Genomic DNA, 22,614 nt, shown 5'->3' with positions numbered 1-22,614 from the left:
CGGGCTAGCCGCGAGCGTCAGCCGCTAGAAGTCGGCGCAGCCGTTGCGCTTCTCGGTGTCGACGCAGCTCGTGAGATTGGGCCGCGAGCGCACGCGCGACCATTCACGCGCCAGCACGTCGCTGCCTTGCGAGGCGCGGTCGCCTTCAAGCGGGCCGGTCGCAAAGCAGATCGGCGGCGGGCCGATGTTGCGGTCGTACAGCCAGGTGGTCGGCAGGTCGCGGATCACATCGGCCTTCGGAATCTGCGGAAAGCCGCCGACCGTGAGCGTGCCCGGCACCACGTTGACCAGGTAGCCCTCGGCCGAGGTGAAGCTGCCGTTGATCGCATAAGCGCCGGGCGGGCTCGACCGGTTGGCCGCGGTGCCCACCGCACCGCTGAAGCCGGCACCGCTGTCGCCGAGGATCAGGCCCGTGATGCTCCAGGTGAAGAGCGGATTGTTCAGGCCGGCCGGCCGGAACGCATTGCCGATCACGACCGTTGCGGTCGGCCGCTGCGCATAGATGAAATGGTTATCGCCCGGCGACACGCTCACGCCGCACAGGCCCAGGTAGGCGCAGTTGTAGAGGTTGGGCAGCAGGCCCGAGCCGGCAACGCCGCCGCGCGTTTCGCCGATCCAGGTGTCGGCCCACACGCGCCAGGGCGCGCCGCCCAGGCTGGCACCGCCCACGTTCTGGAACCGCGCCGCTGCCACCAGGTCGGCGCCCGAAGTGCTGCTTACCGCCGTACCCAGCTGCAGGTCACCGCTCAGCGTGCGCACGAACACCGTGTCCGCCGCCATGAAACCGGCCGACACCACCTGCGGCGCATTGCCGGCCGCGTCGTAGCCGATGACCAAGACGGGCCCGATGCGCAGTTCGTCCACGTCCTGGTAGCGGAATGCGCCGGCGGCCCCGCCGCCCAGCGTGTTCGCGCTCACGTTGTTGGCCGCCTGGTCGAGCAGCACGCTGCCGCCGCTGGACCGGGCCAGCAGCGTGCCCGCTGTGATGGGTGCGGCTGCGGTCTGCGTGATGTTGCCGGCCGACGCGAGGCCTACGCGCGCAGCAGTGATGGGTGCTTGCAGCGCGATGTTGCCGCCGCCTTCGTTCTGCAGCGTGACAGCGCCGGCACCAAAGTTCAAGGCGCTGATCACGTTGATGTCGGCCGCGTGCGCATTGCTGCCGAACACCATGGTCGGTGCGCTCATGCGCGTCAGCTCCGTGGCCGATACCGCAAAGCCCGTGGCAGCCGCGCCGCCGATGGTAATGACGTTGCCGGTGCGATCCACCGGCGTGGCGGTGTAGTCCAGCGGTGGTCCCGCCAGATCCACGCCGCCGGGCCGCAGATTCAGCACGCCGGCCGCGCTGACCTGGCTGCCGGTGCCGAGCACCAGCGCATCGCTCGTGCCGTCGTTGGAAGCGCGCAGCACCACGTTGCCGCTTCCCTCGATCCGGCCCGCGGGAATGAGCACGGTGATCGGCTGCTCATTGGCAAAGCGGATGCCCGCACCGCCGGCGCTCTGCGATTCACCCGTGACGCTGATGTTGCCGCCGCCGGTGCTGGTGATGAGCGCGCGGTTGCCGATGAAGACCCCGTCGCCGCCCGCGGGGCCGCCGCTGGCCAGACGCAGGCCGTTGATTTCGATGTTGCCGCTACCGGTCTGCACCATCGGCAGGTTGCCCGCTGCAAAGCTGTTGCCGCCGATCACCACGCCGTGGCCCGGCAAGGCCGCGCTGTTGGGTGTGAAGCTGCCGATGCCGGTGATGCGCACGTTGCCGGTCGTCGTGTGAATGCCGTTGTCGGCGGTGTTGCTGACCAGGCGAACGCCGCTGTTGAGCGTGCTGCTTCCGAAGATGTCCACGTTGCCTGTCGACGTGGCAATCCTGGCGTCGTTGATCAGCACGCCCGCGTCGGTGGTGCCGGCGCTCACCGGCGCCACGCTGCGCCCGGTGAGCGTCACGTTGCCGCCAGCTGCAGCGTCGCTGCCGCCGGTGTACACCCCGGGCGAGACGATCTGGTTGCCGCCGCGCGTGTCGACTACCACGCCCTGGGAAAGGGCCACGCTGCTGCCCAGGTTCGAGTTGTTGGCCCAGGCGCCGGTCATGGTCACGTCGCCGCCGTTGCTATATATGCTGCCGCTGTAGCTGACCTGCCCGCCGTCCGTGCCGTTGCTGCTGCTGCCGTTGACGTCGGCGGTGAACACCACGTTCAGCGGCCCGGCACCCGGGCCATACGACGCAATGGTCGTTCCGGCGTTGGAGCGCACGCTGCGGTGGGCCTCCAGGGTGAAGGTGCGTTCGCCCGCACCCGTGTAGGTGATCTGGGCGTTGTTCATGAAGATGTCACCCTGGTCGGCATCGCCGCCGGTGCCCGTGGTAATGGTGACATCGGTCCCGCCGTTGAGCGCATCGCTGATGGCCGTGTCGCGAATGACAGAGTCCCCCAGGGGCACATAAGGATTGCCGGGCAGCGCGGGTGCACCGCCGAAGCTGTTGATCTCGACGTTGTAGGGGTCGATCAGCCACTTGCCCGCCGTCGCGCCAGAGGCCTCCACCCGGATCGCGCCGATGTCGAACGCGCCGCCGGAGGTCTCGATGAAACCGCCGCTGCCGCCCACCGCCCCGCCCTTTGCCTCGAAGCTGCCATAGGCAAGCAGGGTGTTGTCTCCCACGGCGCGAATGCTGCCGCCGTTGCCCGATGCGGCCGACGCATTGGCGGCCAGGATCACGTTGTTGTCTATGCCCAGGATGCCGCTCACGGGAACGCCGTCTGCCGCAACCGCGCGCAGGTCGATGTTGCCGCCCTGTGCCACGCCGCTGGCATCCAGCCGGGTGTAGCCGAAGCCTTCGCTGTTGTAGCCCTGCACCACCACATTGCGGGCCCGGATGTCGATGTTGCCGCCGGCACCCGTCGTGCTGGCAGTGCTGATCAGCAGGCCGGGTTCCGTCGGCGTGGAGTCGGTGCTCGACGCGCGGACATCGATGGCTCCGGCGCCGCCCTGCAAGGAGATGTTGCCGCCTGCGGCGATGAGGTCGCCGCCCTCGAGCCTGATCGACGATGCCGGCGGGAAATCCGCATCCACCGTACCGTCCGCATTGATCTGGAACGCCTGGCTGCCCGCGGTGCCTGTGAGCGAAATGGATTTGCCTGCGCCGGCCGTGATCGGCGCGTACGACAAGTCGATTCCGGTTCCTTCGAAGTGGAACGACGAACCTCCGGTGGCGGACGCCAGCGCAATGAATTGCGCGTCCTGGATCGCGCCCGAAATATCGGCGCCGGTTCCGGCGATGGCGACGTTGCCGCCGGTTGTCACGCTGCTGGACCAGATCTGAACCCCCTGCGCGGCGCCCATGAGCGCGCCCACCGCATCGCCCGCGACCCAACTGCGCCCGCTGCCGACAATCGTTACGTCGCCCGAAGACGATTCGACCTTGCTGTCGTCGCCGATGGTGACGCCGTACACCAGGCGGTCCAGGCCGCTGCGGCCCTGCACGCCGATGGCGCCTGCGCCGGTGCGCAGCACGCTGTCGCGCAGCCGCACACCGTCGGTCGCATCCAGGTCGAGCAAATTGTCCGGCAGGCCGGTGTTGGCGTACTGCCAGCTGGAGCCTTCGCCGCGCAGGCTGATGCTGCCGCCGCCTGTGCAACCGGCCTGTGCGACACCGCAAGTCGAGACGGTGCTGTTGTTGAGCTCGATGCCCGCCGTGCGGCGCGTGGTGGGATCGGCGTCAACCGGGAACTCCCGGATCACGTCTCCCACGGCGCGGCCGTTGAGTGGGTCGCTCTGGCCATAGAAGCGGATGTCGCCGCCGTTGCTCTCGACGGTGGCATTGCTCAGCACGATCGATCCGCGCCGCGGAATCGGCTGGTCGTCCAGCGGAATCGCGTCCTGCCCCGCTGCGCCTTCGGCATCGGCGTTGAAGCTCACGTTCAGCGCACCGCTCTTCGACTGGATGGCCGAACCCGCGCGCATCTCGATGTTGCGATTGGAATTGACAGTAAGGCTGGCGTTGCCGCCCTCGGCCTTCACGACCTGTGCCTTGTTGTCGAACACCACGCCCCAGCCGCCAAAATCGCCGATGTTGCTCGCGCGGCTGGTCAGCGTAACGTCGCCTCCCCGGTTCAGCGCGCCCGCAAGCACCTGGTCGTCGATGGTGCTGGTGCCATCGACCTGCGGGTCGCTTCCGGCCACCTGCACCAGCACGTCGGCCTTCGATGTGAATTGCACCTGGCCGTTGGCCGCACCGCCGGCACTCAGCGTGGCGCCCTGCACGCGCAGCATGTCGCCCTCGATGCCGATTTTTCCGCCCGCCGCGCCGGCGGTTCCGGCCGACACGTCCAGCGTGCCGCCAACCGCCACCACGTTCGCCGCGCCGCCGCTGCCCGTACCTCCGAGCAAGATTTCGCCGTTGCGGTTTTCCAGCGAGCGCGCCTGTAGCACCCCTTGCTGATTGACCACCGTCGCGCCCGAGTTGGTGGAACTGGCCATCATCACGATGCGTCCACCGTCGGCTGTGATGCGGCCGCTCAGTGCGCCTTCCGGCGCCTTGCCATCGACGATGTTCTCGACCCGCGCGTTGTCGGCCGTGTTGGTGGTTGCAATACGGAATGTGGTGAGGCCATCTCCCACGGGGTCGACCACCACCACCTCATTGCCCGCCAACAGGCCGACACTGCCGCGCGCGACGTTGATCTCACCGCGGTTGACCACAGCAGCGCCCACCAGCGCGATAACGCCGTTGCGTCCGTCGACACCGGTGGCGGTGAGCTTGGCGCCCGCTTCCACCGTCACCTCGCCAAGGCCGCTCGCCGGACCCGAGAGGCTGAGCTCGCGCCCGCCGGCCATGAAGCTCGCGTTGCGCGCGAGCTCGTCTGCGCCGGTGAGCTCCAGCGTGGAAGCTACCAGCCCGCCCACGTTGACCTGCGCGGTCGCTCCGAACAGCACGCCCGCGGGATTGATGACGTACACACGGCCCGGCGCCGTCAACAGGCCGGCGATCTCGGAACGCGGACCGCCGTTCGCCACTCGGTTGAGCAGCACGCTGGACGCGCCGAGTTGCTGCTGGATGTTGACCTGGTCCTTCGCGCCGATGGAAAAACTCTGCCAGTTGATGATGGCGCGCAGCGAAGACTGGTTGATCCCCAGCGCCATGCCGCCGTTACCCACCGCGGTGGGTGTGCCCACGGAAACGGTGCCGCCGTTCAAGGGGACCGTGGGAAAGGCCGGCAAGATCTGTGCACCGGCGGGCGCGAGGCCGATGCAGGCCAGCGAGAGTGCCAGCGGCCGTAGCCGGAGGCTACGCGGCGCGGGGGAGGATTGACGATTCTTCATGCGGGCACTCCCTAGAAACTCTTTTGCGCCTGCACGTACAAACGCGGGTTGCGGCCGCCGCCATCGGTCTGCGCCGGCCGGGTGCCGTCGCGCCAGGCGAGCGTTGCGTTGATCGCAAAGTTGCCGGGCCGCGCCCACGAAATGCCGATGCCGAAACCGCGCAGGCTGTGGCGGTTGGGGCCGGTGTCGAACGGCGAGGGGTCGCGCACGATCTTTCCGCGCGCGGCGTCGTAGAACACGAAAGGCGTGAGCTCCGAGTTGAGGGACCAGCGCCATTCGACGGTGCCGATGGCGCCCTCGTCCACCAGCAGTTCGCCCGATGGGTACGCACGCACCGCGCGCGCACCACCGAGCGAGAGCTTCTCGGAAGCGTCGAGGTTCTTGCTCGCCCATTGGCCGCCGAGCGCCACATACAGCGAATGGTTCGGCACGATGGCCTGCAGCCGAGAAACCTGGAAGCTCAGCTTGGTGTAGCCGCCCTCGGTGCGGTGGCCCGCCACGCTCTGGTCGAACGCACGGCTCTGCTCGTCGCGAATGGAAAGGTCGCCGCGGTAGAGCGTGCCCGAGCTGGCCCAGTAGCCGCCGCCGAACACCTCGTCGCGCCTCTCCCAGGCCCAGCCAAGGCCCAGGCCATGCACGCGCTTCTTCGATGCGAAGTCGACCGCGTTCATCTCGTCGGTCAGGTTCTTCACGTCGGCGCCCAGGCGCAGGAAGAGGTTCTGCTGCCGCTGGCGAATCAACGGATAGTTGAGCGAAAAATCGAGCACATCGGCCCTGCCCTGCGCGCCGAGTTCGGCAAACTCGCCGCCCAGCTCGTAGTTGACGCGCGCAAGGCCGATGCCGGCGCGCAGGCCGCTGGTGCCGATGGGCGCCTCGTAGGCCACGCGCCCGAACTGCAGCGCATTGCTATTCGAAACCATCAGCCGCATGTCGAGGTTGTCGCCGATGCCGAAGGGGCTGAGATAGCGCGCCGTGCCACCGACGCGAAAGCGCCCCGATTCCTTGGTGCCATGGTTGTCGCCCTCGGCCGTGAAGGCCCAGCGCGGGCCCGCGACGACTTCGACCGAAAGATCGGTGGTGCCGCTTTGCGTGCCCTCCTGCAGCCCCGACGTGACGCGGATGCCGGGCTGGTCCGACAGCAGCAGCATCGCGCGTTCGTACGCTGGCGCGTTCACGGCTTCTCCAGGCTGCAGAGGCGCGAGAAAGCCGCGCACGCGGGCTTCGCTGATGGGCGCGTCGGGTGCCACCGTGACGTCGACCTTGCCGAGGCGGCCTTCGATGACGCTGATTTCCACGATGCCGTCGCGTACGGTTTGAACCGGCACCAAGGCCTGCGCGAGAAAGTAGCCGCGCTCCTTGTAGCGTACGGTAATGGCCTGCGCCAGGCTTTCAAGGTCGCCGAGCGTGACGTTGCGGCCGATGTAGGGGGCGGTGATGCTTTGCAGCTCTTCGTTGGTCAGCGCCTTGACGCCGTTCAGGCGCAGGTCGTTGAGCTTGAACGAGGCGGCAGGCGGTTGCGGCGCGGCCGGCAGGCTTTGCGGTGCAACGGTGCCGGTGGCCTGGGCGAGCGGGCGGTCGCAGGTGCCGCAGGGGTCTTTGGTGGGGAGCAGGGTGTTGGTGTCTGCCTCTGCTGCATGGGCTCTTTGGGCTGCTACCAGCAACGTGGCGCCCATTAAAGCGGAGACAGCAAAGGCAATTGGCGTAGAGCGTTGGCTAGCGCGCATCTCAGTGCTCCACCGTGGGCTGGTTGTGTTCTTGGCGCTGCTGTTCTTGGCGCGTGCAAAGGCCACCGGGTACTCCCCTCCGCGAATGTCCCCCGCCTTCGGCTCCTCCTTTATTTCGCTGCGCGGAGTACCCGATGCCCTGTGCACTGGGGCACGCTCTGGGTGTACCGCTGATCAACGACTGCTCTGCATCACGCACACGTCGATGGGGTGCCTTGCGCAGCGAAATAAAGGAGGAAGCCGAAGGCCGGGGGACATTCGCGGAGAAAGGTACCCCGTCGGCGGGGGCGCGCCCTGAACAGCAGCGCGCAACACAAGACATGGCAGTGGTTCTTCTTTTCATGTCAGCTCCCCACCGTGAGACGCCAGTTGCCGATCAGGTTGAACGGCGCCCAGAAAAAAGGATGGGACATCTTCGGGTCCTTCAGCACAGCGAGTTGCCCGGCCTGCATCGCCTTCTGGATGTCGCGCCCCTTGGCGAGTTCGCCGTAGAGCGTGCCCATGAGCACCGCGGTTGCGTCATCGGACACGGGCCACAGCGATGCGATTAGGCTCGAGCTTCCGGCCGAAAGAAACGATCGCGTGAAGCCCAGCACCTCGTCGCCCTGCGCAATGCGGCCGAGGCCCGACTCGCAGGCCGAGAGCGTGACCAGCGCCGTGCCGTCCATAGGGAGCGCGAGGATCTCGTGCGCCTCCAGAAAGTTCTGCTTGCCGCCTTCGTTGGCCAGCAGGATGCGCGAATACAGCGGGTCGACTGCATCGGCCTCTGCATGGGCCGCCACGTGCATCAGCGGCGAGCGTGCGGCCACGTCGCGGAACTGCGTCTTGGTGGCCGCCGCGCCCATGTACACGGTGTTGCGCGGGAACAGCTGCGCGAGCTGCTTCACCTCGACTTCCGCGCCGGGCAGGTCGTACTTGTCTTCGATGCGCGGATTGCCGAAAGCCGTGAGCGATGCGCTCACACGCGGCGTGCGTTGCGCCAGCTGCACCGCAATGCTGATGGAAGGCGCCACCGCCACCGGATTCGTCTCGATCAGGTAGCGCCCGCCCAGCCGCAGCGCCTGGAACGGCAGGTAGTGCAGCGGCCCGTGGGGCACCACGATCACCCGCTGCCCCGGCGCCAGGCCCAGCGGGCCGAGCAGCGCCGTGCCCAGCTTGTCGGCATTGGTGATGGCCGCGCGGCGGCCGCGCACGATGGAGTTGCGGAACACCTCCACCAGTTCGGTGAGCTCTTCGCGGCGCACCGGCACGGTCTTGGCTTCGATGCCGGCGGGGCTCACGACCCACACCAGCAGGCGGTCGGGCAGCGCGTGGAACTGCACCACGCGTTCGTCGGGCGCCAGCGTGCCTTGCAGCGTCGCCAGGTCGACGGTGTGCGCGGCCCGTTCGTTGATTTTTGCGCGGCCGCGCACCGCATCGAGCAGCGCGCGCGAGCGGCTGCGCTCGCTCACTTCGAACGCCTGGCGCGCATCGCCCGCATCGCTGTAGATGGAGACGCCACGCTCGAACACCGACTGCAGGTCCGAAAAAAGGCCCATCTTGAATTCTTCGCTGCGGAACTTGGCACGCACCTGGTCAACGCTTCCAAGCGCGCGGGCTACGGCGTCGGCCGCGGCCTGCTTCTGGCCCAGCGCGAGCTCGCTGCGCGCCACGCCATCCCAAGCCCAGAGGCGGTAGTACTCGGTGTCGGTGCCCACTTGGCGGGCCGTGAGCGCGCGGTACAGGTCGCGTGCCTCGGCCGGTTTGTTCTCGGCCAGCAGCAGGCGTGCACGCGTGCGGTCGAGCTGGGCCGTGAGCGGCGCGTCCTTGGGCGCCGCCATGCCGCCGAGCACTTCACGCGCCCTGGCCGCATCGCCCGATTCGATGAGCGCGTTGACGAGAGAGGCCTGCACCAGCGGGGCATAGCGCGCCGAGCTGTTGGCCAGCGCTTCGTCGTAGCTGATTACCGCGCCGGCATAGTCGCCGCGGCGGGTGCGCACATCGCCGATGACCTTTTGCACCGGGCCGACCACCAGCTTGGGGTCGCGCGCCTGGTGCTTGAGCGCCTCGCGTGCAAATTCTTCGGCCTTCTCGAGCTGGCCCGAATAGCTGTAGACGATGGCCAGGTCCCGGTTGGCCATGGCCATCAGGTTCGGGTCGCGGGTGGCATTGGCCAGGTGCAGCGCCTTGCTGGCGGCACGCACGCTTTGCCTGAACTCGCCGGCCTCGGCCAGCGCCACCGCCTGGCTGCAATATTGGTAGCCGGAGAGCTTGACCGCGTCTTGCCCGTAGAGCACCGCGCCCTCGCTGGTCAATGCCAGCAAGGTGTCGGTGTCTGCAAGCCGGGCCTGCTCGGCCTTGCTGGCCGCCGCCTCGGCATTGGGCGCCTGCTGCTGCGCCAAGGCCAATGGCCCGTGTCCCAGCAAGAGAATGCCAGCCAGCCCGAGAGCACCCGCGACTCCTGCACGACGTGCCGAGCGCTCCCATCCCGTTCTCGAAAACCACGTCATTGGACCCCCGCGTGCGGCCCGTGTGCCCGCGGTTGCGGGGGTCGACGTCGCGGAAGTGCGCGCCGTTCAGGCCTCGTGGGGAAAGTCTAGGAGCGCCCTCTCGCGGCGGCTATTCGCAAGAAGGCCTAGCGCAAACGGACTACTTTGGGGCCTGGTTCAAGGGGTGCCTCAGGCGGGAACCGATTCGATGTCGGCGCGCTCCCAGTGGCGGTGCCTGGCAATGGCCGCGACGAAGTCCTGCGCGATCTGCGTGGCCGCGGTGTTGTCGCCCAGGTTGGTGACCGGCGTGGCCGCCACCACGACCCCCGGAGGCAGGTCGCCCGGTTGCGCGTCGGCGGCAATGCCCAGCTTGGATAGAAGCTGCACGCCCTCGCCCACGGTGCAGATGGCCTTGCAGTGCTTGTAGGCCTCGAGCACGAAGTGCACGGCATCGCCCGTCGCCGCAAGGGCCGCGGCGCCCAGGCTGCCGCCGGGCACCAGCACGGCATCGAACATCACCGAAGGCGCGTTGGCGAAGGTCATGTCGATGTCGATCTGCCGCTTCGATGCGCTGGCAACGGTGCCCAGGCGCGGGCCGACCACCTTGCAGCGCGCGCCGGCCTGCTCGAGCGCATCGCGGATCGGCTTGAGCGAGGCGGAGTCGATGCCGTCCGCCACCAGGATGGCGATCTTGCGCGTGCGGATCGTGCCGTCGCCGGTATCGGCCATGCTGAGCGCGGGCGACTCCTCGATCGGCAGCGTCATGCGGTGTTCGCGATAGCCCGCGCGGCCCGCGGCGGCCTTGGCATCGGGCGCGCCGATGCCGAGCGGCTCCGCCACGCGGCGCGCGAGCTTCTCGTCGACGTGCGCCAGGTTGTCGACCATGCGCTGGCGGATGGCCGGCACATCGACTTTCGAGAGCTCGAAGCGAAAGCCCGCGACGATGTGCTCTTTCTCGGCCGCGCTCTGGCTGTTGAAGAACAGGCGCGCCTGCGTGAAGTGATCGTCGAAGGTCGGGCTGCGACGGCGCACCTTGGGCGACTCCATCTCGTCGGGGTACGACTGGAAGCCGACGCTGCCGCCGTCCACCCGGAACTCCTTGCCATCGCCCAGCGAGTTGGGCTCATAGGCCACCTGCCCGCGCGCGATGGTCTGGCGGTGCATGCCGTCGCGCTGGAAGTTGTGGAACGGGCACACGCTCTTGTTGATGGGCAACTCGTGGAAGTTGGCACCGCCCAGGCGCGAGATCTGCGTGTCGGTATACGAGAACAGGCGCCCCTGCAGCAGCGGGTCGTTGCTGAAATCGATGCCGGGCACCACGTGGCCCGGGTGGAACGCCACCTGCTCGGTTTCGGCAAAGAAGTTGTCGGGGTTGCGGTTGAGCACCAGCCGGCCGATGCGCTGCACTGGCACCATTTCTTCGGGAACGAGCTTGGTGGGGTCGAGCAGGTCGAAGCCGAGCGATTGCGCCTTGTCCGGCGCGATGAGCTGTACGCCGAGCTCCCATTCGGGGAAGTCGCCGTTCTCGATGGCTTCCCACAGGTCGCGCCGGTGAAAGTCCGGGTCCTTGCCCGCGATCTTCTGGGCTTCGTCCCACGCAAGGCCGTGGATGCCGAGCTTGGGCTTCCAGTGGAACTTGACGAAATGGCTCTCGCCGCGATGGTTGACAAAGCGGAAGGTATGAACGCCGAAGCCTTCCATCATTCGGTAGCTGCGCGGAATGGCGCGGTCCGACATCGCCCACATCAGCATGTGGGTGCTCTCGGGCATGAGCGAGGCAAAGTCCCAGAAGGTGTCGTGCGCGCTGGCGGCCTGCGGCATCGCGTGGTGCGGCTCGGGCTTGACGGCGTGAATGAGGTCGGGAAACTTCATCGCGTCCTGGATGAAGAACACCGGGATGTTGTTGCCCACGAGGTCGTAGTTGCCCTCGCGCGTGTAGAACTTGACGGCGAAGCCGCGCACGTCGCGCACCGTATCGGCCGATCCGCGTTCGCCGGCCACCGTCGAGAAGCGCACGAAAACGGGCGTCTTCGCATCGGGGTCCTGCAGGAAGTCGGCCGAGGTGAACTGCGACATCGACTTGTAGACCTGGAAAAAGCCATGCGCCGCGGAGCCGCGGGCGTGCACCGCGCGCTCGGGAATGCGCTCGTGGTCGAAGTGCGTGATCTTCTCGCGCAGGATGAAGTCTTCGAGCAGCGTGGGCCCGCGCAGACCTGCCTTGAGCGAATTGTGGTTGTCTGGAATCTGAAGACCCTGGTTGGTCGTCAGATTGGGCGCATGATCGGTTGCGAAGCCTTCGAGTTGCTGCTGCTTGGCATTGGTGCCGTCCGTGGCCTTCGATCGGCGTCCGGCGGCGGCCTTGTTCTGTGGCGTCATCGAGGATCTTTCATTGGGGGGTCAGCTTCGTTGTCGAGAAAAAGGTCCAGCACGTTCACCAACGCAATCAGGCAGATGAAACCTGCCACCGCGGCCACCACCCAGAACAGGATTTCATCCCCCCAAGTACCGGTGAGTGAATCGAACAGGGCGGAGATATTCATGATTCGCTCCAGCAGAACAGATTGAACAAGTCGTGATGCTTGCGCTGCAGCCGGTAAGGGCGATAAGAGCCGATTTGAAGGCGTTGCGAGCGAATCGAAAGGTTATGTTTGCCGCAGACTGTTACCCGTAGTGACGTCTCGCCGCCGCTTGTGGGAGAGGTGAGGCGCGCAAGGTAGGAGCGCGCCGACAGAGCCGGGCTGGCACCTACGCGGCTTTGCGCGTCTGCCCGCGTGCCGCCGCACCGGGGCCCCGATAGCATCAACAAAGGAGGCACGAAGCCTGCTTGCGCACCTTGGCAGAACACATACTTGGCCCACAGGGAAGAACCAAATGCAGATAGAGATCGGTTTCGACATTGAACTCGCCGTCACGGCACCCACGGCACTGATCTACATGCTGCAAGTCCACCCGTCTCGCGCGGCCGACCTGCAGAACGGCGAGCACATCACCATCAGCCCGCCGCTGCATACGGACTACTACATGGACGCCTTCGACAACCACTGCGCGCGTGTGCGAATACCCGCGGGCGTGGAGAGCGTGCGGCTGCGCAACCATGCCGTGGTGTTCGACCCCGGCTGGACCGACCCGGTGGACTACGGCGCCATGGAGCACGCGGCCGCCGACCTGCCGGTGTCGACGCTGCCCTTTTTGCTGCCGAGCCGCTATTGCGAAGTGGACAGCGAACTGCTGCAGTTCGCCTGGAACAACTTTTCGCGCGTGACGCCCGGCTGGCACCGGGTGCAGGCCATCTGCGACTTCGTGCACGAGCACCTGCGTTTCGACTACCAGACCGCGCGTCCCACGCGCACGGCGCTCGAGGGCTTTCGCGAGCGCACGGGCGTGTGCCGGGATTTCGCGCACCTGGCCATCACGCTGTGCCGGTGCATGAACATTCCGGCGCGCTATGCCACGGGCTACCTGGGCGACATCGGCATTCCGCCCGTGCCGTACCCGATGGACTTCAGCGCCTGGTTCGAGGTGTACCTGGGCGACCGCTGGTACACCTTCGATGCGCGGCACAACGTACCGCGCATCGGCCGCATCGTGATTGCACGCGGGCGCGACGCGGCCGACGTGCCGATCACCATGGTGTTCGGCGCCAACTCGTTGCAGCGCTTCGAAGTGACGACGGCCGAAGTGCTGCAGTAGGGCAGCCCGGCAATCGCGCCGGCTCACGAGGGCATGTAGCCCAGCATTTCCATGGCGGCGCGAAGCCCCGTGCGGCTGCTCTCCATGGCGTCCCAAGGCGTGTTGCCCACGCCGATGCGGTCGGCAATGCTGGCCACCGTCCAGTGGGCGGCGCTGCCCAGGTCGGGCAGTTCTTCCCACGCCAGCGGCACCGAAACGCCCATGCCCGGACGTGCGCGCGCCGACCAGGCACTGGCCGTGGTTGCGCCGAAGCCGTTGCGCAGGTAGTCCGCAAAGATCTTGCCCACGCGGTTGCGCGGGCCGCTCTTGGCCACGAAGCGGTCGGGAACGATGCGCGCCAGGTGCTCGACGATGGCCCGCGAAAAGCCCCGCACCTCGTCCCAGCCAAGCTCGCGCCGAAGCGGCACCACCACGTGCAGCCCCTTGCCGCCGCTGGTCTTCAGGAACGAAGGCAGGCCAAGCTCGTCGAGCAGCACGTGCACGAGCAGCGCGGCCTCCTGGATCTGCTGCCAGTCGACGCCCTCGCCGGGGTCGAGGTCGAAGGTCATGCGGTCGGGCTTGCCGATGGCGCGCGAGGTGGCGTTCCAGGTGTGCAGCTCGATGGTGTTGTACTGCGCCGCGCCGATCAGCGCCTGGGCGGTGTCGATCTGCAGCAGCGGCTCGTGCCCCGGGTCCAGCGCGGGGTCGAGCAGCTTGATGCCGGCGATGTCGCTGTGCTGCGCATGCTTCTGGAAGAACAGCTCGCCGCCCACGCCCTCCGGCGCGCGCACCAGCGCCACGGGGCGACCCTTGAGGTGCGGCAGGATCAGCGGCGCCACGGTGGCGTAGTAGGTTGCAAGGTCGCCCTTGGTCACGCCGCTGGCGGCGTCGATCACGCGTTCCGCATGGGTGATGCGCGGTGCCCTGGTCTCCATTCGTTCGCTCTTTCGATCCGTCATGCCGCGCGGCGCCGGGCTGGGGCCGACTTGGCTGCGGAGCGCTTGCCCGCGGCACTGCCGCTGGTGCTCTTTGCGGTGGTCTTGGCGTGTGCCTTGGTCTTCGGCTTGGCCTTGGCCGTGGTCCTGCTCTTGGCGGACGGCTTGGCGGGCTCGTCTTCGTCGTCTTCCTCTTCGTCCGCATCGGCGGTCTTGGTGGACGCCTTGGCGCCGCCGCCCTTGCGCAGGCTGCGCTGCAGCAGCTCGGTCAGGTCGATGATCTTTGCGCCGCGGCCTTCGACGGCCTGGCCTTCCTCGGGCTCGATTTGCGTCACCGTCTCGGTCTGGCCCGCGGCCACCTTGCGGTCGACGAGCCGCAGGATCTCGTCCTTGAACTCGTCCTTGTATTCGTCGGGGTCCCAGTCGGCGCTCATGTCCTCCACGAGCTGCTCGGCCATCTTGATCTCGCGTTCGTTCAGGCCAGCCTTCTTTGCGTCTTCGGACGGCAGCGGCAACTCGGTCCACGGCCGGATGTCGGTGCCCCAGCGCAGCAGGTTCAGCACCAGCCCCGGGCCCACGGGCACCAGTGCGGCAAGGTGCTGCTTGGTCTGGATCACCACGCGCGCCACGCCGATGCGCCCGCTGCGCTGCAGGGTTTCGCGCAGCAGCGCATACACCTTGGCGCCGCGGTTGATGGGCGCCACGTAGTACGGCCGCTCGAGGTAGAGAAACGGAATGCCGTTGGCGGGCACGAAGGTCTCGATCTCGATGGTCTGCGTGGTCTTGGGGTACGCGTCGGCAATTTCCTTGTCGCTCAGCACCACGTATTCGCCGTCTTCGTACTCGACGCCCTTGACGATGTTCTCGCGCGCAATCTCCTTGCCGGTCTTCTTGTTGATGCGCTTGTAGCCCACGGGGTCCATCGTGCGCTTGTCGAGCCAGTCGAAGTCGATGCTCTGGCTGGTGGTGGCCGAGTACAGCGCCACGGGGATGTGGACGAGGCCGAAGCTGATCGCGCCCTTCCACAGGACGCGCGGCGCGGGTGCTTTTTTCGAGACTGCCATGGATACACTCCTTCAGGCTCGGAACTTTGCGCTGCAGGCCGTTTTGCGATGTAGGAGTGCGGCGGCGCCTGCCGTAGGGCTCGCCGGTTTTTTCTCCCTCCCCTTCCGGGGGAGGGCCGGGGTGGGGGCAAGCGGCGTGTCTATTTGGGCGCTCTGCCCGCCCCCATCCCAGCCTTCCCCCGGAGGGGGAAGGAGCGAATGCTTCAGGGCGCTGGCCCTAGCACCCGTTCGCTCGGCCGCGCGAAGTAGAACCACTCGGCGCCGGGCAGTGCCAGCGCGTTGGGAAAGACGATGAACCCGTCGTCCGGCGCGCTGACCAGCGTGCCGTCGTGGCGCATGCCGATGGGCTCGCCGCGCTGCACCGCATCGAAGGTGGCCCAGTCGCGCACGAAGCTGTCTTCTTCATGCAGCCGGTCGGTCACGCTGGCCAGCCGCAGCAGTTGGGGCGGGCTGGGCGGCGCGGCGGGCATGCCTTGCGGCAACGCCGCCATGCCAAGGAGCGCAAGCGCGCGGCGAATGGCGCGCCAGGCGACTTCGGGCGCCTGAGGGTCCTGGTGCTGGCCGCATTCGAGCGTGACGCCGTAGCCGCCGCAATTGCGGATGTATTCGTTGGTGCCGCGGCCGAAGTCGATGGCGTCGTCACCGATCACCGCGCCCGTGGAGCGTTGTGCGAGCCCTGCGGCATAGATGTCGAGCCAGCCTTCCACCACGATGGGCGTGCCCAGGTGCAGCGCAAGCAGCCCCTCTTCGCTGGCGCGGGCAAAGGGCTCCAGCGGGCCGGCGTTGTCGCGCGGGCCGATCATCGCGAAGGCCTCGCCCTCGCTCTGGAACGAGTGCAGGTCGAGCAGCACGTCGTGCCGCTCGATGATCGGGCACAGCACATTGGTCACCCGGCCTTCATAGTCGGCAGGCGCCTCGCTGGGCTTGAACAGGCGATTGAGGTTGCGCTCGCCCTCCCGCTGCAGGCGCCGCCGCGCGAGCGGATTGGCCACCGGCAGCAAGGTGAGCTGGCCACGCAGAAGCTGGAGCGTTCCGCCGTCGAGTTCGGCCAGCACCCGCTCGATGCCTACGGTGCCGCAGGTTTCGTCGCCATGCACCCCGCCCATCACCAGCAGCCGGGGGCCGGGGCTCAGCGAGGCGAAGGTGTGGATGCGCAGGCTGTCGGTTGCTGCGCCGGCAAAAGGATCGGAAGACATCCGGTCGATTATTGCGGAGGGGTTGCCCTGTATGCAAAGACGCTACTTGTTTCATAGCGGCGCGACACGCCTACAGGGCCTGCCTCACCCGTCCTACCGGGCTTTCTTGCCACGCCATGCAGGCTCGATCAACCAAGGATCGATACCCTGAGACATCCATAAGGAACACGCCATGAGCACCAGCAAGCCCCGTTCGAAGGACCCCGGCACTCCGGACGACCCGGTGCGGGACGCCGGCGGCGGCAACACCAAGGTCGAGCAAGGGGGCGATTCGGCGCCGCGCCTGCCGCATGAGCGCGACCAGTCTTCCGACAGCCAGGAGGCGCAGGACGGACAGCCTAGCGAGGTGGGCCGCAAGGGCCATGACGACATCGAGCGCGGCGCCGTCGATACCGACCGCGGCCCGGTGACGGACCGCGTCTACAACGACAAGGTCAAGCGCTGAGCGCGGTCTACTTCTTCTTGCCGACGCCGGCGAGCTGGTCGCGCATCGACGAGATCACCGCGCCGTAGTCCTTGGCGTTGAAGATGGCGCTGCCGGCCACGAAGGTGTCGGCACCCGCGGAGGCCACCCGCGCAATGTTGTCGGCCTTGATGCCGCCGTCCACCTCCAGGCGGATGTCGCGGCCGCTTTGCTCGATGCGCTTGCGCGCGAGTTCGATCTTGCGCAGCGCCGAGTCGATGAAGCTCTGCCCGCCGAAACCCGGGTTCACCGACATGATCAGGATCAGGTCGATGTCGTCGATGGCCCAATCCAAAGCCTCCAGCCCCAGGCCCGGGTTGAACACCAGCCCGGCCTTGCAGCCCGCGCCCTTGATGGCCTGGATGCTGCGGTTGACGTGCGGCGATGCGTCGGGGTGAAAGCTGATGTAGTCGGCGCCCGCTTCCGCAAAAGACGCGGCCAGCGCGTCGACGGGCTGGATCATCAGGTGCACGTCGATTGGCACCGGCTCGCCGTCCGCCGTCTTGGCGTAGGGCTTCAGGGCCTTGCAGATCATGGGGCCGAAGGTCAGGTTCGGCACGTAATGGTTGTCCATCACGTCGAAATGGATCCAGTCGGCACCGGCGGCGATGACCTTGGTCAGCTCGTCGCCAAGATGGGCGAAATCGGCGGAAAGAATGGAGGGGGCGATGCGGAACGGCGTGCTCATGCGCCCAATTGTCGCAGCCGGCGCAAAACCCGGAAAGCAGTGCAAGAGAAGGCTCCAGTTACCATCGCGCGCATGTCACACAGCCCCTTCAGCGTCCAGGTCGAGCCCCGCTACCTGGCCGACCAGTCCTCCTCCAAGGACAACATCTACACCTTCTCCTACACGATCACCATCACCAACGTGGGCCAGGTGGGTGCGCAACTGATCGCGCGCCACTGGCTCATCAACGACGCTTCCGGCCATGCGCAGGAAGTCAAGGGCCTTGGCGTGATCGGCCAGCAGCCGCTCCTGGCGCCGGGCGAATCGTTCCGCTACACCAGCGGCTGCCGCCTGCAGGCGCCGAGCGGCACCATGCACGGCAGCTTTTTCGTGGTGACTGAAGAGGGCGAGCGCTTCGACGTGCCGGTTCCGATGTTCGTGCTGGAAGCAGACATTGGCGGCGCGCCCGTCTCTCGCGTATTGCACTAGCACTCCCCCAGGCTTCGCGCACTGCGTGTCGCTTCTCCCTCCCCCTCACCGGGGGCAACGCCAGAGGCCCGGCAAAGCCGGTTCCTCGGCGTTTCTGGTATTTGGTTTTCCGTTTTCACATTTTTTATGGCTGCTGCATCGCATGACCTGCAGGGCCTGCTGGCCCGGCTTGATCCGACGGCGGACGTGGCGCAGCGCCACGTCTGGCTGATCGACGTTTTCGACTGGCTGCGCGGCGACCGCGCGTCGCCGCAGGCTGCCGTGGGGCGCGTGTCGCTGCTGCTCGACGCAGTGGAGGCGCGGCCCGAGCTGCGCGAGCGGCTGCGCGCGTGGTGGCGCGCGTTCACGCAAGCGGTCGACCTGACCACGCTGCTGGCGGACTACGGTTTTGCGCCGCGCACCGCGTTTGTGAGCGAGCTCACCGAACGCCTTCGCCGGAAGATCCTGCCCGGCACGCCCGAGACCACCGACGCGTCGGACCTCTTTCGCATGGTGCTGCCCGGCGTGTTCGACGCGGGCTGGATCGCGCTGCTCGATGAAAGCCAGCTTGCCCGCATCGGCGCCCTGCTGGCCGACGCAACCCTGGAGGCCGACGGAACGCCTCGCTGGCGCCACACCGTGATGGACGCGGTCACCTACTGCAGCAGCCAGGTGGTGGCGGCCGGCTTCTCACCCGAACTTCGCCTGCGCACCAGCATGGAGCACCACGAGGCCCGGCCGTTCCACGCGCTCATGGCCGACCTGGACGAACTGCGCGAGCAGATGTTCGAGCAGCCTCCGGGCAAAGACGGCGATGAGGGCCAGAAAGGCGATGCGGCGCTGCAGGCCGCCTTCGTGGCCTTTCGGGACCGGCTCGATGCCTGCCGCGCCAGCGCCTCGTCGGTGTACACGCACCTGGAAGACAACGGCATTTCGGTCGGCCTGGTGTTCCGGCTGCGCCAACTGCGGGAGCGGGTGCTGCGCATCCGCGAACTGCTCGATTGCCTGATGCCGGCCGCACCCGCGCCCAACGTGGCGCGGCTGGTGGGCCGGCTGGTGCTGGCGGGCGGAGAGCGCAACAGCATCCGCGCGCTGATTGCGTCGAACTCCTCGATGCTTGCGGCCCGTGTGACCGAGCGCAGCGCCGAAACCGGCGAGCACTACATCACGCGCGACCGCGCGAGCTACCTGCAGATGGTGCGCAAGGCCGCGGGCGGCGGCGCGCTCACCTCATTGACGGTGCTGCTCAAGTTCAGCATTTATGCCATCGGCCTCTCGGCCTTCTGGAGCGGTTTCTGGTCGGGGCTGATGTATGCCGCCAGCTTCGTCGCCATCCAACTGCTGCACCTGACCCTGGCCACCAAGCAACCGGCGATGACGGCGCCCGCCATGGCGGCGCGCCTGCGCGACATCAAGACCGATGCCGCGGTGGTCGATTTTGTCGACGAGGTGGCCAACCTGGTGCGTTCGCAGGTGGCGGCCGTGCTGGGCAACGTGGGGGTCGTGGTGCCGGCGATGCTGGGGCTTGCGCTTGTGGTGCAGCTCGCCCTGGGCCGGCCGCTGCTCGACGCGGCGCACGCCGCGGCCACGCTGCAATCGCTCTCGCTTCTGGGCCCCACCGCGCTCTACGCTGCGCTCACGGGCGTGCTGCTGTTTGCCGCCAGCATCGTCGCGGGTTGGACAGAAAACGCCTTTGTCCTGCACCGGCTGGACTCCGCCATGCGTTACAACCCTCGCATCGGCGCTTTTCTGGGTGCCGCCCGTGCCCGCCGCTGGGCCACCTTCATGCGCACACACATCTCGGGCTTCGCTTCCAACATTTCGCTCGGACTCATGCTTGGCCTGCTGCCCGCATTCGCGGGTTTCTTCGGGCTCGGCCTGGACGTGCGCCACGTGACACTGTCGGCCGGGCAAATAGCGGCGGCCGCGGCCTCCGTGGGCATGCCGGTGCTCCAGCAGCCCGCGCTGTGGTGGGCGGTGGCGGCCATCCCGGTGATCGGTGCGCTCAATGTGAGCGTGAGCTTCTATTTCGCATTCCGTCTGGCGCTGCGCGCGCACAGCGTGAGCCTTGGTGACCGCGCGCGCATCCGCTGCGCCATCTGGGCACGCTGGCGCAGCCGGCCCGTAAGCTTTTTTCTACCTGCATGAATTTGACGAGTTTCATCAACGACCTGCTGGGCTTCTGGTCCGAGTGGCTGCGCCCCTCGGCGGGCCTGCCCACCGTGCTGTGGTCGCTTTTGCTGGCCGCCGCGGCGGCTTCCGGCCACCTGGTGCAACGCTACCTGGGCTTGCCCAAGGTGGTGGGCTATTCGATCGTCGGCGCGGTGGTCGGCTTTGCCGGCTTCGAGGGCGCCATCTGGCCGCTGCGCGGCATCAGCCTGTTCCTGCTGGAGCTGGGCGCCGCCGTGGTGCTGTTCGAAGCCGGCGGCCGGCTGCCGCTGCGCTGGTTCCGCCACAACCCGATGGTGCTGGGGCAAAGCCTGCTGGAAGCCACGCTCACCTACTTCGGCGTGCTGTGGACACTGCAGCTGCTGGGCCTGCCCGACCCGGTGGCCAACCCGATCGCGCTAATGGCCATCGTCGCCTCGCCGGCGGTGCTGAGCCGCGTGATCATGGACACGCGCGCCTCGGGCCCTGTGACCGAGCGCGCCATGACGCTGGCCACGCTCAACACCTTCTATGCGCTGGCGCTCGGCTATGCGCAGGCGGGCCTCATTGAGCGCGCGCCGCAGACCCTGCTGCAAAAGCTCTATCCGGTGGCGGTGGTGCTCGGCCTCTCTTTCGTGATCGGCGCCATCCTGGCGCTGGCGCTTCGCACGGCGCTGCGGTTCATGAGCCCGACGAGCGAGAGCACCTCGATCCTGCTGCTCGCGCTCATTGCGGCCGGTGCCGCGCTCACGGCCCACGTCGGCGGCTCCGCGCCGCTGGCCGCGCTGATCGGCGGTGTGCTGCTCAAGACGCTCAACCCCAAGCCCTGGGCCTGGCAGCGGCAGCTCGGCACCGCCGCGTCGCTGCTCACCATGCTGATGTTCGTGCTGGTGTCCATCGTGGCGGCGCAGGCCGACTGGACCTTGCCCGTTGCCAGCGTGGTGCTGGCCGTGATCGTGGTTCGCCTGTTTGCCAAGATTGCCGGCGTGGCCATTGCCAACCCGGGCAGCGGCGCCAGCTGGAAGCAGGCCTTCTGGGTCGGCTGTGCGATGTCGCCGCTGTCGTCGATTGCGCTGTTGATCGCATCCAACTTCACCACCGCGTCGCCGCTGCTCGGCACCATGATCACGCAGGTGGCCCTGCCCTCCATTCTCCTGATGGAGGTGATGGGCGCCGTGCTCGCCACCGTGGCCATTCACGCGGTAGGCGAAAGCTCGGTTCCTTGGGCGCCGCAGGCTTTCAGCACCACGGAGGACACGCAGCGATGACCGCGTCCACTGGCTTTCCAGACAGCTCCAACGCCCCTCTCGTTCCCGGCACGGTGGACAGCGACGACTTCCGCTCGCCGGCGCTTCCCGCGGACCCCGCGAGCCGGGTGGTCAAGCTCGAGCCCTTCAACCGCTCCGAAGCGCTGTCGCTCGGCGTGGAGCTGGAGCTGCAGCTCGTCAACACGCACGACTACGACCTGGCGCCCTATGCCGAGGACATGCTGCGGCTGATGGCGCAAACGCCGCTGCCCGGCAGCGTGGTGCCCGAGATGACCTCGAGCATGATCGAGATCTCGACCGACATCTGCCACTCGGCGCAGGACGTCATCAAGCAGCTTTCGCCTATTCGCGAGGCGCTGATAAAAAACGCCGACAAGCTCAACATTGCGGTGGTGGGCGGCGGCACGCATGCGTTCCAGCAGTGGCACGAGCGGCGCATCTACGACAAGCCGCGCTTTCGCGAGCTGTCGGAGTTGTACGGCTACCTGAGCAAGCAGTTCACCATCTTCGGCCAGCACGTGCACATCGGCTGTCCCGATGCAGACGCGGCCTTGCTGATGCTGCACCGCATGTCGCGCTACATCCCGCACTTCATTGCGCTGTCGGCCTCGTCGCCGTTCGTGCAGGGGCAGGACACGCAGTTCGACTCGGCCCGGCTCAACTCGGTGTTCGCGTTTCCGCTCTCGGGCCGCGCGCCCTTCACCTTGAGCTGGAAAGAGTTCGAAGCGTATTTCGAGCGCATGACCCGCACCGGCGTCGTGCGCAGCATGAAAGACTTCTACTGGGACATCCGGCCCAAGCCCGAGTTCGGCACCATCGAGATCCGTGTGTTCGACACGCCGCTTACCGTGGAGCGCGCGGCGGCGCTGGCGGGCTACGTGCAGTCGCTGGCCGCGTGGTTCCTGCAGGAGCAGCCCTTCGAGCCGACGGAAGACGACTACCTGGTGTACACCTACAACCGCTTCCAGGCCTGCCGCTTCGGGCTCGACGCGGTGTACGTGGACCCGGCCAGCGGCCAGCACATGCCGCTGCGCGACCACATCCTCATGACCATGACGCAGCTCGAGTGGCACAGCGAGGCGCTCAACGCCACGCAGGCGCTCGGCGAGCTGCGCACCAGCGTGGAAGCCAACCGCAACGATGCGCGCTGGCTGCGCGAGAAGCAGGGCAAGGAGCGCCTGCTGGCCGAGGTGGTGCGGCAGGCGGCGCTGCGCTTTCGCGGCGCGGCCTGAGT

The 22,614-nt window shown here is 67.4% G+C and carries 15 protein-coding genes; 6 read left to right on the top strand and 9 right to left on the bottom strand.

The window, feature by feature from the left end:
* Positions 1-24: 24 nt before the first annotated feature.
* From V9L21_RS07355 to V9L21_RS07335, 5 genes are all read right to left on the bottom strand, one after another.
* Positions 25-5,310: a beta strand repeat-containing protein gene (locus tag V9L21_RS07355; RefSeq protein WP_337310472.1), complete on the bottom strand. Its 5,286-nt coding sequence runs from the start codon at positions 5,308-5,310 to the stop codon at positions 25-27.
* An 11-nt stretch (positions 5,311-5,321) separates the two neighbouring features.
* Positions 5,322-6,971 carry a ShlB/FhaC/HecB family hemolysin secretion/activation protein gene (locus tag V9L21_RS07350; protein WP_337310470.1) on the bottom strand — a complete coding sequence of 550 codons (1,650 nt, stop codon included), beginning with the start codon at positions 6,969-6,971 and terminating at the stop codon, positions 5,322-5,324.
* Between the two features lie 407 nt (positions 6,972-7,378).
* Positions 7,379-9,439: a CHAT domain-containing protein gene (locus tag V9L21_RS07345; protein WP_337310468.1), complete on the bottom strand. Its 2,061-nt coding sequence runs from the start codon at positions 9,437-9,439 to the stop codon at positions 7,379-7,381.
* Between the two features lie 252 nt (positions 9,440-9,691).
* Complete coding sequence (katE, locus tag V9L21_RS07340; protein WP_337310466.1) at positions 9,692-11,878, bottom strand: catalase HPII; 2,187 nt, start codon at positions 11,876-11,878, stop codon at positions 9,692-9,694.
* Complete coding sequence (locus V9L21_RS07335) at positions 11,875-12,042, bottom strand: hypothetical protein (RefSeq protein WP_258503759.1); 168 nt, start codon at positions 12,040-12,042, stop codon at positions 11,875-11,877. Before V9L21_RS07335 ends, katE begins: the two co-directional genes overlap by 4 nt.
* A 331-nt stretch (positions 12,043-12,373) precedes the next feature.
* On the opposite strand from V9L21_RS07335, the gene V9L21_RS07330 reads away from it, so the two are divergent.
* Positions 12,374-13,192 (top strand): transglutaminase-like domain-containing protein, encoded by an 819-nt coding sequence (locus V9L21_RS07330; protein ID WP_337310464.1) that lies wholly within the window; start codon positions 12,374-12,376, stop codon positions 13,190-13,192.
* Positions 13,193-13,215: 23 nt separating this feature from the next.
* On the opposite strand, the gene ligD is transcribed toward V9L21_RS07330, so the two are convergent.
* From ligD to V9L21_RS07315, 3 genes are all read right to left on the bottom strand, one after another.
* Positions 13,216-14,106: a non-homologous end-joining DNA ligase gene (gene ligD, locus V9L21_RS07325; protein ID WP_443304513.1), complete on the bottom strand. Its 891-nt coding sequence runs from the start codon at positions 14,104-14,106 to the stop codon at positions 13,216-13,218.
* Between the two features lie 20 nt (positions 14,107-14,126).
* Positions 14,127-15,170 carry a non-homologous end joining protein Ku gene (gene ku / locus V9L21_RS07320; protein WP_337310463.1) on the bottom strand — a complete coding sequence of 348 codons (1,044 nt, stop codon included), beginning with the start codon at positions 15,168-15,170 and terminating at the stop codon, positions 14,127-14,129.
* A 203-nt stretch (positions 15,171-15,373) separates the two neighbouring features.
* A complete protein-coding gene (locus V9L21_RS07315; protein WP_337310460.1) occupies positions 15,374-16,366 on the bottom strand; it encodes a succinylglutamate desuccinylase/aspartoacylase domain-containing protein in 993 nt (330 codons plus the stop codon).
* 172 nt (positions 16,367-16,538) lie between these two features.
* On the opposite strand from V9L21_RS07315, the gene V9L21_RS07310 reads away from it, so the two are divergent.
* A complete protein-coding gene (locus tag V9L21_RS07310) occupies positions 16,539-16,811 on the top strand; it encodes a hypothetical protein (RefSeq protein ID WP_126748740.1) in 273 nt (90 codons plus the stop codon).
* A 7-nt stretch (positions 16,812-16,818) separates the two neighbouring features.
* On the opposite strand, the gene rpe is transcribed toward V9L21_RS07310, so the two are convergent.
* Entirely contained in the window at positions 16,819-17,517 is a 699-nt protein-coding gene (rpe, locus tag V9L21_RS07305; RefSeq protein WP_337296440.1) for a ribulose-phosphate 3-epimerase, read from the bottom strand.
* A 72-nt stretch (positions 17,518-17,589) separates the two neighbouring features.
* Here rpe and apaG point away from each other — a divergent pair, with 72 nt between their 5' ends.
* The 4 genes from apaG (at position 17,590) to V9L21_RS07285 (ending at position 22,612) form a co-directional block, all read left to right on the top strand.
* On the top strand, positions 17,590-17,985 hold the full coding sequence (gene apaG, locus V9L21_RS07300) for a Co2+/Mg2+ efflux protein ApaG (protein ID WP_157611759.1): 396 nt from the start codon (positions 17,590-17,592) through the stop codon (positions 17,983-17,985).
* Positions 17,986-18,111: 126 nt separating this feature from the next.
* Positions 18,112-20,112: a site-specific recombinase gene (locus V9L21_RS07295; RefSeq protein WP_337310457.1), complete on the top strand. Its 2,001-nt coding sequence runs from the start codon at positions 18,112-18,114 to the stop codon at positions 20,110-20,112.
* Positions 20,109-21,380: a cation:proton antiporter gene (locus V9L21_RS07290; RefSeq protein WP_337310455.1), complete on the top strand. Its 1,272-nt coding sequence runs from the start codon at positions 20,109-20,111 to the stop codon at positions 21,378-21,380. Before V9L21_RS07295 ends, V9L21_RS07290 begins: the two co-directional genes overlap by 4 nt.
* Positions 21,377-22,612, top strand: coding sequence for a YbdK family carboxylate-amine ligase (locus V9L21_RS07285; RefSeq protein ID WP_258503748.1), 1,236 nt, complete (start codon positions 21,377-21,379; stop codon positions 22,610-22,612). The genes V9L21_RS07290 and V9L21_RS07285 overlap by 4 nt, the downstream gene beginning before the upstream one ends.
* Positions 22,613-22,614: the final 2 nt, after the last annotated feature.

Source organism: Variovorax sp. CCNWLW235 (genome assembly GCF_037204085.1).
Classification (GTDB): Bacteria; Pseudomonadota; Gammaproteobacteria; order Burkholderiales; family Burkholderiaceae_C; genus Variovorax.
The sequence above is the reverse complement of the archived record's forward strand: the minus strand, read 5'-3'. Positions and strand labels throughout refer to the sequence as shown.